This window comes from Lutimaribacter marinistellae (assembly GCF_042648365.1).
In the GTDB taxonomy this organism is placed as follows: domain Bacteria; phylum Pseudomonadota; class Alphaproteobacteria; order Rhodobacterales; family Rhodobacteraceae; genus Lutimaribacter_A; species Lutimaribacter_A marinistellae.
Window position 1 is genome coordinate 86,045 of the sequence record NZ_JBHRXI010000048.1, and the last position, 14,857, is coordinate 100,901.

The window sequence follows — 14,857 nt, forward strand, 5'->3', positions numbered from 1 at the left end:
AATATCCCGGATTTGACGGAACGATCGGCTGAATGTATCTGTGAAACAGGACAGTGGCCTGAATTTGATGGATTTGGCGATGCAAACGGACTTCCCGGGCCTTGACCGCTTCGACCGTGCGATTCTGATGGCGTTGGCCGAGGATGGCCGAATGTCGATTGCCGACCTTGCACGCAGGATCGGGCTGTCGAAATCGCCGACGCAGGCGCGCGTAAAACGTCTGGAGGCCGAGGGCTACATCACCGGGTACCGGGCGCTGGTCGACCCGATCCGGCTGGGCCTTGACCACGTGGCATTCGTCGAGGTGCGGTTGACCGACACGCGGGAAAAGGCGCTGTCGGAGTTCAATGCCGCCGTGCGCCGGATCGCCGAGATCGAGCAAGCCCATATGATCGCAAGCAATTTTGACTACTTGCTCAAGATCCGCACTCGGTCGATGTCGGATTACCGTGCAGTTCTTGCGGAAAAGATCTCGACCCTACCGCATGTGGCCAGCACATCGACCTTCATGGCGATGGAGGCCGTGAAGGAAACAGGGTTGATGGGGCCGCTGGAGGTGCCCGGCTAAGGCGTGCTTGACCTTGGGGCCAAGCGGCCCATGCTTTATTGCATGAAGATGCCTCTTATCCTCGTTCTGGTCATGTTTGCAGCTGGCAGCGCTGCCGCGCAGTCATGTCCGCCGCCGCCCGATCACGCCGCACAGCTCGACAGGTTGATCGAAGATATTGCGGTTGCCGAGGATGAAGGCGCCGCGCAGCAGATTTCCAACCAGATGTGGGAGTTGTGGGCCGACGCGCCCGACGCCGCTGCGCAAGCCATCCTTGATCGGGGCATGTCGAAGCGGGCCGGGTGGGATCTGCTCGGCGCCCGAGCGGAGTTCGACCGCCTCGTGGAATACTGCCCGGACTATGCCGAAGGGTATAATCAACGCGCTTTCGTGAATTTTCTCGCGCAGAACTACGCGGCCGCGCTGGTCGATCTCGACCTGGCATTGGAGCGCTCGCCCCGTCACGTGGCTGCGATGAGCGGCAAGGCACTTTCTCTGCTCGCATTGGGACGTGTCGGCGAGGCACGTGACGTGTTGCAAGAGGCGTTGGCGCTGAACCCGTGGTTGCCCGAACGCGGATTGGCCGCGCCCGGCGGTCCACTGGAACCCCCAGGCGATGATATCTGAACGAAAAAGGCCCGGAGCGAACTCCGGGCCGATTTCTTGGGACGAGGCGGATCAGGCCGCCTTTTTCTCTGGTGCGAAGCGACCGTAGAACGTCTGGCCCTTCTCCGCCATCTCGCGCAGGAGCGGCGGACAGGTGAACCGGGGTCCGAACTTCTCGGTCAGTTCGTCACAGCGCTGCGCGGCGTAGGGGGCACCGATGATGTCCAGCCAAGAGAGCGGCCCGCCCGACCACGGGGCAAAGCCCCAGGCAAGGATCGCGCCGACATCGGCCTCGCGGATGTCCTCGATCACCCCTTCCTCAAGGGCGCGTACCGCTTCGAGCGCCTGCACGAACATCAGCCGTTCCTGAACCTCGATCAGGTCGGGTTGCTCATCCGCCAGCGGGTACTTGTCGTGGATGCCTTTCCAATAGCCGACGCGCTTGCCTTTTTCGTCGTAATCGAAATAGCCGGCCTTTGCCTTGCGGCCCAGTCGGCCCTCGGCCTCCATCCAGAAGACCAGGTCATCCGCTTCCGAGGCCGGGTACTCGTTGCCCATCGCCTCCTTCGTGGCGCGGGTGATCTTGGCGGCCAGGTCGATCGAGGTTTCGTCGCCCAGCTGGATAGGTCCGACGGGGAAGCCCAGCTGACGCGCGGCATTGTCGATCAGAACCGGTGCGACACCTTCGGTCACCATCCGCGTCGCCTCGTTGCCATAAGGAATGATGCAACGGTTGCAGTAGAAGAACCGCGCGTCATTGACGACGATGGGCGTCTTGCGGATCTGGCGTACATAGTCGAGCGCCTTGGCCACCGCGCGGTCGCCGGTCTCCTTGCCCTTGATGATCTCGACCAGCAGCATCTTCTCGACGGGCGAGAAGAAGTGGATGCCGATGAACTGCTCGGGACGCTTGCTGGCCTTGGCCAGCCCGGTGATCGGCAGGGTCGAGGTGTTGGAGGCAAAGATGCAATCCTCGGGGATGATCGCCTCGACTTTCTGGGTCATCTCGGCCTTGACCTTGGGGTCTTCGAACACCGCCTCAATAATCAGATCGCAGCCTTTGAGCTGATCCAGATTGGGCGTTGCCGTGATCAGGCCCAGCATCGCATCCTTCTTGTCCTGCGTGACCTTGCCGCGCTTTATCCCCTTGTCGAGATAGGCTTCGGTATAAGCCTTGCCGCGGTCCGCGCTTTCCTGGTCGCGGTCGATCAGCACGACTTCCATGCCGGCCTGCGCCGAAACCAGCGCAATGCCCGCGCCCATCATGCCCGCTCCGAGAACGCCCAGCTTCTTCACCCGCTGGTCGGGCACGTCCTTGGGCCGAACCGCACCTTTTTCCAGCGCTTCCTTGTTGAGGAAGAGCGACCGGATCATCGCGCCGGAGGAGGGGTTCATCAGCACGTTGGTGAACCAGCGCGCCTCGATCTTCAGCGCCGTGTCGAAATCGACCAGCGCGCCTTCGTAAACCGCGCTCAGCAGCGCCTTGGCGGCGGGAAACGCGCCTTGGGTCTTGCCATGTACCATCGCCGAGGCCCCGACGAAGTTCATGAAGCCCGCCGGATGATAGGGCGCGCCGCCGGGCATCTTGTATCCCTTGGCGTCCCACGGCTTGACGATATCGGCGTCCTTGGCGTTGAGGACCCATTCCTTGGCCGCGGCGACCGGATCGGCCGCAACCTCATCAATGATGCCCACGCCCTTGGCCTTCTTCGCGTCCAGCATCTTGCCTTCGAGCAGCAATGGGGCCGCGGCCACCGCGCCCAGCTTCTTGGCCAGGCGCGTGGTGCCGCCCGCGCCGGGGAAGATGCCGACGAGGATTTCGGGCAGGCCGTACTTTGCCTTGGGGTTGTCCGAGACAAAAATGCGGTGCGTGGCCAGTGGCAGTTCCAGCCCGATACCGGCGGCGGTGCCGGGCAGGGCAGCCGCGATAGGCTTGCCACCCTTTTTGCTCTTGGGGTCCATGCCGGCCAGTTCGATCTTGCGCAGCAGGCCGTGCATTTTCATCGTGCCTTCGAAAAGACCCTTGGCCGGGTCGTCGCCCGCCTGTTCCTTCATCACGGCCAGCAGGTTCAGGTCCATGCCGCCTGCGAACGACCCGTCCTTGCCAGAGGTGATCACGATGCCCTTGACCGTGTCATCGGCCAGTGCTTCGTCGATGCAGGCGTCCAGTTCTTCGAGCCCGGTAAAGGACATGACGTTCATCGTCTTGCCGGGAACGTCCCAGGTGATGATTGCGACGCCGTCTGCGTCTTTGCTCAACGTGAATTCAGCCATTTTCTTTCTCCCGGTCCCGCGGTTCACACGCGCTCGATGATGGTGGCCGCGCCCATGCCGGACGCGATGCAAAGCGTGGCGAGACCCACTTCCTTGTCCTGCCGCTCCAACTCGTCCAGCAGGGTGCCGATGATGATCGCGCCGGTCGCGCCCAGCGGGTGGCCCATCGCGATGGAGCCGCCATTCACGTTCACCTTGTCGGGGTCGGCGTCGAAGGCCTGCATGAAGCGCAGCACGACCGAGGCAAAGGCCTCGTTGACCTCGAACAGGTCGATATCCGAGAAACTCATGCCGCTTTCGGCCAGGATCTTTTCGGTCACGGGAACCGGGCCGGTCAGCATGATGGTCGGATCGGTGCCGATCTTGGCGGTCTGGCGGATGCGGGCGCGGGGCTTGAGTCCGTGCTTCTCGCCGAACTCCTTGTTGCCGATCAGGACTGCGGCAGCGCCGTCCACGATGCCAGACGAGTTGCCCGCGTGGTGGATGTGGTTGATCCGCTCAAGGTGCGGATACTTCAGCATCGCCACCTTGTCGAAGCCGGGCATCTGCTCTCCCATCATCTGGAAGGACGGGTTGAGCGAGCCCAAGCTCTGCATGTCGGTCTGCGGGCGCATGTATTCGTCACGATCAAGGATGGCGAGGCCGTTCTGATCGCGCACGGTGATGACCGATTTCTCGAAACGGTTCTCTTCCCATGCCTTCGCGGCACGTTTCTGCGATTCCACGGCCAGCGCATCGGCCTGATCGCGCGAGAAGCCGTATTCGGTCGCGATGATATCTGCCGAGATGCCCTGTGGCACGAAATAGGTTTCCATGGCCAAGCTTGGATCGACCGCGATTGCCGCGCCATCGCTGCCCATCGCAACGCGGCCCATCATCTCGACGCCACCGGCGATATAGGCATCGCCCGCGCCGCCCTTGACCTGGTTGGCGGCAAGGTTCACCGCCTCCATACCGCTTGCGCAGAACCGGTTGATGGCAAGGCCGGGGATGGATTCATCGAGGTCCGAGGCCAGCACGGCCGAGCGTGCAAGGCAGCCGCCCTGTTCCATCACCTGCGTGACATTGCCCCAGATCACGTCCTCGACTGCGTGCCCCTCGAGGTTGTTGCGCTCTTTCACCGCGTTCAGCGTCAGGGCCGACAGGCGCACCGAGGTCACCTCGTGCAGGCTGCCTTCCTTGCGGCCCTTGCCGCGCGGGGTGCGCAGCGCGTCATAGATATAGGCTTCGGTCATGATTGTCTCCTCAAGCTCGATCCGACGGTTTGCCGGGCATCAGGTCATAGGGGTGTTTCCAGCCGGGCTGCTCGGAAAGCCGCGTCAGCCAGGCGTCGATGTTCGGCCATTCGGCACGGTCAAAGCCGAACGGTTCGGGATAGTAGAGATACCCGCAGCAGGACAGGTCGGCATTGGTCACGCCGCTACCCACGATCCAGTCGCGGCCTTCGAGATGTGCGTTGAGCGTCTGATATGCGGTCTTCAGCCGGCCCTGGTTGAAACCGATCACCTCGGCGGGCCGTTTGTCCTCGGGCAGGAAGTTCATCAGGAACCGCGTGACGCCAGCCATGGACGAGAGCTTGTGGTTGTCCCACAGAACCCAGCGCAACACATCGTACCGCTCCTGGCGGTCGGCACCGCCGAACTTGCCGGTTTTCTCGGTGACATAGGCCTGAATCGCACCAGATTGTGAAAGGCGGAAATCGCCGTCGATCATGACCGGAGCCTCGCCCATGGGGTTCTCGGCGCGAAACTCGGGCAGGCGGGTCTGGCCACCGAAGAAATCCACGAAAATGGGTTCCCAGTCGAGGCCAGACAACTGAAGGGCCAAGGCGGCCTTGTAGGAATTGCCACTCTCCCCGAAGCAATGAAGCTTTATGGTCATGCAGACACCCCTCCCGTGGTGCAGGTAACGACGTTTCGTCGATTGAGTATTTGGAAAGAGATGATCGTGAAACGGGGCGCGCGCTATGACCCCACGTTCGTAACCTGACGTCAGTAGCGTCGGATCAGAGGGCGGCTCTGACAGACCTGCATCGCCTCGCCGGAAACGCTCTTGCTCCCTCCCAGCGAAAGCAATTGCCATGAGGTGGTGCAGTCCGCGGCATTCTCGCCTTTCATCTCTTTTCAAATACTCCCGCTAAAGGTCGTCATGCGCCGGGCAAATGGAGTAGCTGGACGTGCGCCCTAACGTTTGCGGTCTTCAAGCTCGGCATTGAAGAGGCGCAACCGGTGGGTCAGGTTCTCGTCGTTGATGACACTGTTGAAGTTCTCGAAGAGAAAGGACAGCGCCTCGCCTTCGTCCAGACCGGCCTCGCGCGCGAAGCTCTTGAGCCGGCGATAGCCGTCTTCGGTCATTGCGGCGTTGAAGCGGCGGGTCAGGCGGAACCGTTTGGGCATCTGTCCTCCCTCGGGTCGTAGGGGTAGGGCGGGGTTCACCCCCGCCGTACCGATCAGAAGTTGGCAGCTTCCAGCGCCATCACGGGTTCTGCGCCGGATTCGATGCGGGCAAGGTGCATCGCAGTCGCGGGCAGGCGACGGCTCATGTAGTAGCGGCCGGTGGCTATCTTCGTTTCGTAGAAGTCACGATCCGAGGCGCCGCCGTCAAGGGCCGCCTGCGCGGCCTTGGCCATCCGTGCCCACATCAGGCCCAGGCAGACATGCCCGAACATGTGCATGAAGTCATAGGACCCGGCGAGGGCATTGTTGGGGTTCTTCATGCCGTTCTGCATGAAATACATGCCGGCCTGCTGCAGATCCTTCGACGCCTTCTTGAGCGGCTCGATGAAGTCGCGGTCAAGGCTTTCGCTTTGTCCGGCGCTGGTCTTGCAGAACTCCTTGACCATGTCGAAGAAGGCCATGACGTGCTTGCCGCCGTCCTGCGCCAGTTTCCGACCTACGAGGTCCAGCGCCTGAACGCCGTTCGCCCCCTCGTAGATCATCGCGATCCGGGCGTCGCGGGTGTATTGCGACATGCCCCATTCCTCGATGTAGCCGTGGCCACCATAGACCTGCTGAGCACGCACGGTCATGTCATACCCCTCGTCGGTCAGGAAACCCTTGATGACCGGCGTGAGCAGCGAAATCAGGCCATCGGCGTCTTTGTCTTTCGAGCGATGGGCCTGGTCGATCAGCGTAGCGCCCCAGAGGATGAAGGCGCGGGCGCCCTCGGCAAAGCTCTTCTGATCCATCAGCGAACGGCGGATATCGGGATGAACGATCAGCGGGTCGGCCGGACCATCGGGATTCTTGGCGCCGGTCACGTCACGGCCCTGCAGCCGGTCTTTGGCATATTCCAAGGCGTTCTGATAGGCCGCATCGGCCTGAGCAAGACCCTGCATGCCAACGCCCAGGCGGGCCTCGTTCATCATGGTGAACATGGCGCGCATGCCCTTGTGCTCCTCGCCCAGCAGGTAGCCGGTCGCTTCGTCATAGTTCATGACGCAGGTGGAGTTGCCGTGGATGCCCATCTTTTCTTCGATCTTGCCGCAGCTGACGCCATTGCGCGCGCCAAGGCTGCCGTCTTCGTTCACAAGGAACTTGGGCACGATGAAGAGCGACACGCCCTTGATGCCCTCGGGGCCGCCGGTGATCTTGGCCAGCACCAGGTGGACGATGTTGTCAGCCATGTCATGCTCGCCAGCCGAGATGAAGATCTTCTGGCCGGTGATCTTGTAGCTGCCGTCTTCCTGAGGTTCGGCCTTGGTGCGCATCAGGCCCAGATCGGTGCCGCAATGCGGTTCGGTCAGGTTCATCGTACCGGTCCAGTCGCAGGACACCATCTTGGGCAGATAGGTATTCTTCTGCTCGTCGGAGCCATGTGCCAGGATCGCCGAGGCCGCACCGTGGGTCAGGCCTTGGTACATGGTAAACGCCTGGTTCGCGGCCGAGAACATCTCACCCACTGCCGTGCCCAGCACGTAGGGCATGTTTTGCCCGCCGTATTCCTCGGGCATGTCGAGGCCGGGCCATCCGCCTTCCTTGACCTGCTCGAAAGCGTCCTTGAAGCCGGTTGGCGTGTACACCACACCGTTCTCCAGACGACAACCTTCAGTGTCGCCGACAGTGTTCAGCGGATGCAGCACGTTGCTGGCAACCTTGCCCGCCTCTTCCAGAACGGCGCCGGTGAAGTCGCGCTCAAGTTCGGTGTAACCGGGGATGTCAGAGGCGGACACGCTCAGCACATCGTGAAGGATGAACTGGCTGTCCTTTGTCGGTGCATTGTAGATGGGCATGGCTCGCTCCCTGATATCAAGCGTTTTGCAGTTGGACGGCGGGGCTTGTCACTCCGCTGCGTCCTTTTCTTCCTTCATCGAGGCGATGACTTGTTCGCCCCATTCCAGCTGCTTCTTGAGGTCGTCGATCGCCTCGGTCAGCTCGTTGCGGCGCGCTTCCATGTCGGCAAGGCGATCGCAGGCTATGTCGTAGGTTCGCGTCACCTGGGTCAGTTGCTGGTCCCCGGCGTGGTAGAGGTCCAGAAGCTGCCGGATCTCTTCGAGGCTGAAGCCGAAGCGCTTGCCGCGCAGGATAAGTTTCAGCCGGGCGCGGTCGCGCTTGGTAAAGAGCCGTTTCTGGCCTTCACGGATGGGGAACAGCAGTTCCTTGGATTCGTAGAACCGCAACGTGCGCGGGGTGACGTCATAGGCGTCGCACATCTCGCGGATCGTCATCAGATCTTCGGTCATATCTCAATCTCTCATCGCAGGCGTCATGTGCCTGAGGTGGGCAATTCCGACGCCGGTTACAACATGAACTTGACGTTGACGTAATCCGAACGCTGCGTCACGAGTTTTCGTGACGTGGGATCACTTGGAATGTGACAGGCCGGCTGGATTCAGACGTGCCTGTCAGCGCCCGGTGGCGCCGCCGCGGGGGCCCATATAGGTCTTGCGCCGTGCGTCGCGCCGGGCTTGTACCTCGGCATCCCACTCGGTTTGTGACACGCCCGGCGGCGCGGTACCGTGACCGGTGGGGCCAACGTCACACGCCATCAGGGTAAGGCATGCCAGAACGGCCAGAACGGATTTCGGGTGCACCATCTCCACTCCTTCTGGGGCAAGTGCGGATCAAACCCGCACGCCATCCAATCTAAGGGACAAGACGGTCCATCCAAGGACAAGAGTACGTTACTTGATCAGGCCCAAAGTATGCTCGCGCAGCTGTTTGAGCTCCGACAGTGCCTCGTCTAGTTGCTGTCGCTGTTGCTCCAACTCGGCGGTCTGACGGTCGGCCATCTCGACAAAGGCCTGCATCTGCGCCTGATTCCCCTCGTTTTCGTAGATCATCAGCCATTGCCGAATCTCTTCGAGAGGAAACCCGAATCTGCGACCGCGCATGATCAGCTTCATTCGGGCACGTTCGCGCGGCCCGTAGAACCGCGATCGCCCTTCGCGATCGGGCTGGAGCAGCTCGATATACTCGTAATAACGCAACGTGCGCGGCGTCACGTCGAATTCCGCGCACATTTCCTTGAATGACAGGCGTGTGTCGGACATACCAGCTCTCCTCCGGTGCGCAAACTAGGCCCGGTCGACGCGAAGCGCAACAGGCTCCCTTGCCCTTTGCTTGACCCCCGGACCATAAAGGGCCGTCAGAACAGCGGAATACAGGACCCATGACCGACAGAACGAAGCTTGCCCGCCAGTTCATCGAGGCGATCCCCCATGCACGGGCCCTGAAACTGGAATTGACATATATCGGCAATGGCGAGGCCGAGATATCGATGCCGTACAACGAAGATCTGATCGGTGATCCACGCCGGGGCGTGATCCATGGCGGTGCGGTTTCCGCGATGCTGGACACCTGTTCCGGCGCGGCCGTGATGAGCCATCCGCATGCGCCGGGCGGTACGGCGACGATCGACCTGCGCATCGATTACATGCGCGCCGCCACGCCGGGGCAGGCCATCCGGACGCGCGCGACCTGTTATCACATCACCCGAAACGTCGCCTTTGTGCGCGCCACGGCCTATGACGATGATGCCGACAGGCCGGTGGCCACGGCCTCGGGTTCTTTTACCGTGGAGGGCAAGTGATGCCGAGATCCCGTCCCGAGCCGATGCAGGTTGTAAAGCAACGCCGCGATGCCGCGCTCAAGGCGCTGGTCGAGGGTGTTCCTTACATTCAATTTCTGGGTATTACCTTCGACCGCCGGGGGGATGAGCTGACTGGTGTTCTCAATTTCGACGAGAAGCTGATCGGCAACCCGTTTCTCCCGGCGATACATGGCGGGGTCACGGCTGCGTTTCTCGAAGTGACGGCGATCATCACCCTGAGTTGGGAGCATATGTTTCCGGCAATCGAACGGGGTGAAATCGACCCCGAAGATTTCGCGAAACCGGAGTTCCCCGGTTTCCCCAAAACCATCGATTTCACGGTCGACTACCTGCGCTCTGGCCTGCCGCGCGATGCATACGCGCGCGCAACTGTAAGCCGCGCCGGACGCCGCTATGCCTCGGTCCGGGTCGAAGCGTGGCAAGACAATCATGCAAAACTCTTTGCACAGGGGTCCGGGCATTTCCTGATGCCGCAGCCGCGCGAGGCGGAGACCACCGGGTGAGCGCAATCCCGGCAGCGGAGATCACGCATCGTCGCGTTCTCCATATCGCGCTGCCAATCGTGCTGTCGAATGCGACCGTACCCATTCTGGGTGCGGTCGATACCGGCGTCGTTGGCCAGATGGGCGAGGCGGCGCCGATCGGCGCGGTGGGGATCGGTGCGGTCATCCTGTCGGCGGTCTATTGGATTTTCGGCTTCCTCAGGATGGGGACGACCGGCCTTGCCGGACAGGCGCTGGGCGCGGGCGACCGGGGCGAGGTTGCGGCGCTTCTGACCCGTGCCTTGCTGATCGGAACTGTTGGCGGATGCGTTCTGATTGCCCTGCAGCTGCCCCTGTTCTGGGGCGCGTTCCGCATCTCGCCCGCCTCGGACGAGGTCGAGAGCCTGGCGCGTGACTACATGGCGATCCGTATCTGGGGTGCCCCTGCTGCGATTGCCATCTTTGGGATCACCGGTTGGCTGATCGCACAGGAACGGACGCGCGCGGTGCTGGTGCTGCAACTTTGGATGAACGGGTTGAACATCGCGCTCGACTTCTGGTTCGTCCTCGGGTTGGGCTGGGGTGTGCAGGGGGTGGCCGTTGCGACGTTGATGGCTGAATGGAGCGGCCTTGCGCTTGGTCTCTGGTTCTGCCGGGCCGCGTTCCGGGTGCCGGATTGGCGGAACTGGGATCAGGTATTCGACGCGGCACGCCTGAGGCACATGATGGCCGTCAATACCGATATCCTGCTTCGCTCTCTCCTGCTGCAGGGGATTTTCGTGTCGTTTCTTCTGCTTGGTGCCCGTTTCGGGGATGTGCGCCTCGCGGCCAACCAGGTACTGCTCCAATTCCTCGAGATCACTGCCTATGCCATGGATGGGTTCGCGTTTGCCGCCGAGGCGCTTGTGGGCCGAGCGATGGGCGCACGGCAGCGGATGGTACTGCGCCGCTCTGCCGTACTTTCAAGCTTCTGGGGCGGTGTGATCGCCATCGGCCTTGCGGCATTTTTCGCGCTGGCCGGTGGGACAATCATCGACCTGATGACCACCTCTCCCGAGGTTCGCGCCGCGGCTCGAGACTTCCTTCCCTACATGGTACTCGCGCCGGTTCTCGGCTGGGCACCCTTCATGCTGGACGGGATTTTCATCGGCGCAACCGCGACACGTGACATGCGCAACATGATGCTGCTCAGTTTCTTGATCTACGCAGGCGCGGCAGCCCTGTTGATGCCCGTGTTCGAAAACCACGGCCTGTGGATCGCACTGCTCATTTCCTTTGCTGCGCGCGGCGTGACCCTGGGACTGCGCTACCCGGCTCTGGAGGCCCGCGCCGAGGACTAGAGCCAGCGTGCACGATCGGTCCCCACCGCATCGGCGACCGTTGCAAAGCCATCGCGCGCCAAAAGTGCCTCGAGTCCTTGCGGAATCTCCTGCGCGAGGCTGATGCCGCCATAGACGAGTGCCGTGTATAGCTGCACCGCCGAGGCACCGGCGCGGATCTTGGCATAGGCGTCCTCTGCGGTCGCAATCCCGCCCACGCCGATCAGGGGTATTGCCCCATCGGTCAACTGGCTGAGACGCGCCAGCACACGGGTGGACCTTTCGAACAAGGGCGCCCCGGAAAGCCCGCCTTTCTCCTCGCGATGAGCACTTTTCAACCCGTCTCGCGACAGGGTCGTGTTTGTCGCGATGACGGCATCGACACCACTGGTCCGGGCGATTTCGGCAATATCGGCCAGTTCGTCCTCGGACAGATCGGGCGCAATCTTGAGGAAGACGGGCAGTCGCCGTTCCAACGCATCCCGCGCTGTCATCACACCGGCGAGGAGCGCCGACAGCGCCTCCTTGCCTTGCAGATCGCGCAGCTTTTCGGTGTTGGGGGAGGAGACGTTGACCGTCGCGAAATCGAGATGGGCCGCGCAATGAGACAGCACGCGCGCGAAATCGCCGGGTCGATCGTCGCTGTCCTTGTTCGCGCCCAGATTCAGCCCGATCACTGCGTCGCGCGGACGGTCCGCGAGCCGCCGGGCGATTATTTCCATTCCGTCATTGTTGAACCCGAACCGGTTGATCGCAGCGCGGTCCTCTGACAGTCGAAACAGGCGCGGCTTGGGGTTGCCGGGTTGCGGGCGGGGCGTGGCCGCCCCGATTTCGACGAATCCGAACCCAGCGCGGGTCAGGGGCGTGACAGCCTCGGCGTTCTTGTCGAACCCTGCCGCCAGACCGACCGGGTTGGGCAGATCCAAACCCGCCAGCCGCGTACGCAGCCGCTCTGACGACACCGGGCCGGGTGCCGGGGCCAGTCCCATCCGCAGGCTGCGCAGGGCCAGCCCGTGGGCGGTTTCAGGATCGATGCGATGCATGACGGCAAGGGCCGCGCGCTCGGCGAAATTCATCCGAATTGCGCCCCTGTTTCGGCAGGTTTGGTCCGGATCAGGCGTGACGTTTCGACAGCAGCCTGCCGGTGCACGACGGCCTGGCGATAGATCGGGTCGGTCACCATTTCGAGGAAGGCATGCGCGGTAGGGTATCGGGCGACGAACATCTCGTCCCAGTGCTCGCCACTCGGTCCGATCAGGGTCGACTGGAAACTGCCGCGCCAGACAATGCTCGCGCCGAGCCGTGCAATGATCGGTGCCGTTTCGCTTCCGTAGTTGCGATATGCCTCGGCCCCGGTCAGACCCTTCCCGGCAAGGCGGTGGTCTTCGGGATAAAGCGCCAGATCGCGGAATTTCACGAGGTTCAGCATCTCGATCGGGTGGTCCCGGTCGAGCGATTTGAACGCCTCGAACTGGGCGCGGTCCGGGTCGATGAATCCGGTCATGTCATCTCCTGTGGAAACTGGTGCGTGCCGTCGACGAGTGGCAGAGGGCGCGTCCAGAGGACATCGTCGCGCCGCAGGCGACGGTAAAGATGCGGAAAAAGCGCCCCGCCGCGCGAGGTCTCCCATTTCAGCGCATCGCCCATCGCTGCGGTCTCGCAGGCAAGCAGGGACAGCCCGTCTTCTCCGGCGAAGTGTTTCGCCGCCGTCTCGCGCGCCTGTGCGGCGGTCGAGAAATGCACGTACCCATCGGCCAGATCGACCGGTGCCCCGGCCGTTTCTCCATCGGCTTCGAATTGGGCCAACTCTTCGGCCCGGAAAATCTTGTAGATCAACATGCGTCGGTGATGCCTCGCTGAGGGCGGGGAATCAAGCCTGATGCCGTATCCGGCGCAAGCCGTTTGACACGATGCCCCGCGCGCAGCACCATCGGAGCAGAAAGCGGGAGGTCGGCATGAAACAGGCATTCTTGGGCGCGGCGGTCGCAGTCTGCATCGGAGCAGGCAGCGCGGCGGCGGATTTCACATTGACCATCCTGCACACGAACGATTTCCATGCCCGGTTCGAGCCGATCTCGCGCTTCGACAGCACCTGCAGCGCAGCAGACAATGACGAAGGCGTGTGCTTTGGCGGGACCGCGCGCCTAATCACGGCGATCCGGGATGCAAGGGCCCGGGCCGACCATTCCATCCTTGTCGATGGCGGCGACCAGTTCCAGGGCACGCTGTTCTACACCCATTACAAGGGCAGGATGGCGGCCGAAATGATGAACCGGCTGGGATATGACGCGATGACGGTCGGGAATCACGAATTCGACGACGGGCCGGAGGTTCTGCGCGCCTTCATGGACGCGGTCGATTTTCCCGTGCTCATGTCAAATGCAGATGTGACGCAAGAGCCGTTCCTTGCCGACGCTATCCAAGGGTCCACCGTGATCGAGATAGGCGGACACCAGATCGGCCTTGTCGGGCTGACGCCCGCCAACACGCACGATCTTGCGTCACCCGGACCGAACGTCCTGTTCACCGATCCCGTTGCGGCCCTGCAGGGTGAGGTCGATTTGCTGACGGCGCGCGGGATCGACAAGATCGTCGTGCTAAGCCACTCCGGCTATGGGCTGGACCAAAGGATCGCCGCAGAAACGCATGGTGTCGACGTGATCGTCGGCGGGCATACCAACACCTACCTGTCCAACGTGGCGCCCGATGCCGTCGGTCCCTATCCCACGGTGGTCAACGGGGTGCCCATCGTTCAGGCCTATGCCTACGGCAAATTCCTTGGCGAACTTGTCGTCACCTTCGACGACGCTGGAAACGTGATCCGCGCCGAGGGCGAGCCGCTGACCATGGACGCGGCGGTTGCCGAAGACAAAGAAATCCTCGCCCGGATCGGCGATCTGTCGATACCGCTAGACGAGATCCGCGCGCGCAGGGTGGCAGAGGTTGCGGCCCCGGTCGAGGGCAACCGCGATGTCTGCCGCCAGCAGGAATGCGAGATGGGCAACCTCGTGGCCGATGCCATGCTGGCCCGCGTCGCGGATCAGGGCGTGACGATCGCGATCACCAATGCCGGCGGCTTGCGCGCCTCTTTCGAAGAGGGCGAGGTCACCATGGGCGAGGTTATGACGGTTCTGCCCTTCCAGAATACCCTGTCGACCTTCGAGGTGACGGGCGCGACGCTGCTGGAGGCATTGGAGAACGGCGTCAGCGATGTCGAAAACGGGGCTGGCCGTTTTCCGCAAGTCGCCGGAATGACTTTTCGCTGGACCCCTTCGGTACCTGAGGGGGACGGACGCGTGACGGGGGTCATGGTGGCAAACGGCGACGGGTATGAGCCGATCGTTCCCGACAAGATCTACCTCGTTGTGACCAACAACTTCGTCCGCAGGGGCGGGGATGGCTACGCGATGTTCGCAGGCGACGACAAGAACGCCTATGACTACGGCCCCGATCTTGCCGATGTCGTGGCCGAGTATCTTGCCGAACAAGGGCGCTACCAACCCTACACCGATGGCCGGATTCAGCGCGATTGAGCAGATTGCACCGGGTCTGGCTCTCCCCCCGGTTTCTGCCTAGGC

Annotated in this window: 17 protein-coding genes; 6 read left to right on the forward strand and 11 right to left on the reverse strand. The window is 62.4% G+C overall.

Features of this window, described 5'->3' with window-relative positions; translation table 11 throughout:
• Window positions 1-79 precede the first annotated feature (79 nt).
• Together ACFORG_RS21165 and ACFORG_RS21170 are read left to right on the forward strand one after the other, a co-directional pair.
• Entirely contained in the window at window positions 80-568 is a 489-nt protein-coding gene (locus ACFORG_RS21165) for an Lrp/AsnC family transcriptional regulator (RefSeq protein ID WP_386737566.1), read from the forward strand.
• 42 nt (window positions 569-610) lie between these two features.
• Entirely contained in the window at window positions 611-1,174 is a 564-nt protein-coding gene (locus ACFORG_RS21170; RefSeq protein WP_386737567.1) for a tetratricopeptide repeat protein, read from the forward strand.
• A gap of 51 nt (window positions 1,175-1,225) precedes the next feature.
• Here ACFORG_RS21170 and ACFORG_RS21175 read toward each other — a convergent pair whose 3' ends face one another.
• The 8 genes from ACFORG_RS21175 to ACFORG_RS21210 all read right to left on the reverse strand — a co-directional run bounded on the left by ACFORG_RS21175 (window position 1,226) and on the right by ACFORG_RS21210 (window position 8,918).
• Complete coding sequence (locus ACFORG_RS21175) at window positions 1,226-3,427, reverse strand: 3-hydroxyacyl-CoA dehydrogenase NAD-binding domain-containing protein (RefSeq protein WP_386737568.1); 2,202 nt, start codon at window positions 3,425-3,427, stop codon at window positions 1,226-1,228.
• Between the two features lie 23 nt (window positions 3,428-3,450).
• Window positions 3,451-4,662 carry an acetyl-CoA C-acetyltransferase gene (locus tag ACFORG_RS21180; protein WP_386737569.1) on the reverse strand — a complete coding sequence of 404 codons (1,212 nt, stop codon included), beginning with the start codon at window positions 4,660-4,662 and terminating at the stop codon, window positions 3,451-3,453.
• A 10-nt stretch (window positions 4,663-4,672) separates the two neighbouring features.
• Entirely contained in the window at window positions 4,673-5,308 is a 636-nt protein-coding gene (locus ACFORG_RS21185) for a glutathione S-transferase family protein (protein WP_386737570.1), read from the reverse strand.
• A 302-nt stretch (window positions 5,309-5,610) separates the two neighbouring features.
• Window positions 5,611-5,823, reverse strand: a complete 213-nt coding sequence (locus tag ACFORG_RS21190; protein WP_386737571.1) for a hypothetical protein — start codon at window positions 5,821-5,823, stop codon at window positions 5,611-5,613.
• Window positions 5,824-5,876: 53 nt separating this feature from the next.
• Window positions 5,877-7,658, reverse strand: a complete 1,782-nt coding sequence (locus tag ACFORG_RS21195; RefSeq protein ID WP_386737572.1) for an acyl-CoA dehydrogenase C-terminal domain-containing protein — start codon at window positions 7,656-7,658, stop codon at window positions 5,877-5,879.
• Window positions 7,659-7,706: 48 nt separating this feature from the next.
• Window positions 7,707-8,108: a MerR family transcriptional regulator gene (locus ACFORG_RS21200; RefSeq protein WP_386737573.1), complete on the reverse strand. Its 402-nt coding sequence runs from the start codon at window positions 8,106-8,108 to the stop codon at window positions 7,707-7,709.
• 162 nt (window positions 8,109-8,270) lie between these two features.
• A complete protein-coding gene (locus ACFORG_RS21205; RefSeq protein WP_386737574.1) occupies window positions 8,271-8,462 on the reverse strand; it encodes a hypothetical protein in 192 nt (63 codons plus the stop codon).
• Window positions 8,463-8,549: 87 nt separating this feature from the next.
• Window positions 8,550-8,918, reverse strand: a complete 369-nt coding sequence (locus ACFORG_RS21210) for a MerR family transcriptional regulator (RefSeq protein WP_386737575.1) — start codon at window positions 8,916-8,918, stop codon at window positions 8,550-8,552.
• A 119-nt stretch (window positions 8,919-9,037) separates the two neighbouring features.
• Here ACFORG_RS21210 and ACFORG_RS21215 point away from each other — a divergent pair, with 119 nt between their 5' ends.
• The 3 genes from ACFORG_RS21215 to ACFORG_RS21225 are packed head-to-tail and all read left to right on the forward strand — an operon-like array spanning window position 9,038 to window position 11,300.
• The gene (locus tag ACFORG_RS21215) at window positions 9,038-9,457 is read left to right on the forward strand and encodes a PaaI family thioesterase (RefSeq protein ID WP_386737576.1); all 420 of its coding nucleotides are present in this window, start codon (window positions 9,038-9,040) and stop codon (window positions 9,455-9,457) included.
• A complete protein-coding gene (locus ACFORG_RS21220; RefSeq protein WP_386737577.1) occupies window positions 9,457-9,981 on the forward strand; it encodes a PaaI family thioesterase in 525 nt (174 codons plus the stop codon). Before ACFORG_RS21215 ends, ACFORG_RS21220 begins: the two co-directional genes overlap by 1 nt.
• Window positions 9,978-11,300, forward strand: a complete 1,323-nt coding sequence (locus tag ACFORG_RS21225) for an MATE family efflux transporter (RefSeq protein WP_386737578.1) — start codon at window positions 9,978-9,980, stop codon at window positions 11,298-11,300. The genes ACFORG_RS21220 and ACFORG_RS21225 overlap by 4 nt, the downstream gene beginning before the upstream one ends.
• On the opposite strand, the gene ACFORG_RS21230 is transcribed toward ACFORG_RS21225, so the two are convergent.
• The 3 genes from ACFORG_RS21230 to ACFORG_RS21240 are packed head-to-tail and all read right to left on the reverse strand — an operon-like array spanning window position 11,297 to window position 13,118.
• Entirely contained in the window at window positions 11,297-12,355 is a 1,059-nt protein-coding gene (locus ACFORG_RS21230; protein ID WP_386737579.1) for a quinone-dependent dihydroorotate dehydrogenase, read from the reverse strand. The two genes, ACFORG_RS21225 and ACFORG_RS21230, sit on opposite strands and share 4 nt — an antisense overlap.
• Window positions 12,352-12,783: a DUF1330 domain-containing protein gene (locus ACFORG_RS21235; protein ID WP_386737580.1), complete on the reverse strand. Its 432-nt coding sequence runs from the start codon at window positions 12,781-12,783 to the stop codon at window positions 12,352-12,354. Before ACFORG_RS21235 ends, ACFORG_RS21230 begins: the two co-directional genes overlap by 4 nt.
• Window positions 12,780-13,118: a DUF952 domain-containing protein gene (locus ACFORG_RS21240; RefSeq protein ID WP_386737582.1), complete on the reverse strand. Its 339-nt coding sequence runs from the start codon at window positions 13,116-13,118 to the stop codon at window positions 12,780-12,782. Before ACFORG_RS21240 ends, ACFORG_RS21235 begins: the two co-directional genes overlap by 4 nt.
• A 116-nt stretch (window positions 13,119-13,234) precedes the next feature.
• On the opposite strand from ACFORG_RS21240, the gene ACFORG_RS21245 reads away from it, so the two are divergent.
• Complete coding sequence (locus ACFORG_RS21245) at window positions 13,235-14,812, forward strand: bifunctional metallophosphatase/5'-nucleotidase (RefSeq protein WP_386737583.1); 1,578 nt, start codon at window positions 13,235-13,237, stop codon at window positions 14,810-14,812.
• Window positions 14,813-14,857: the final 45 nt, after the last annotated feature.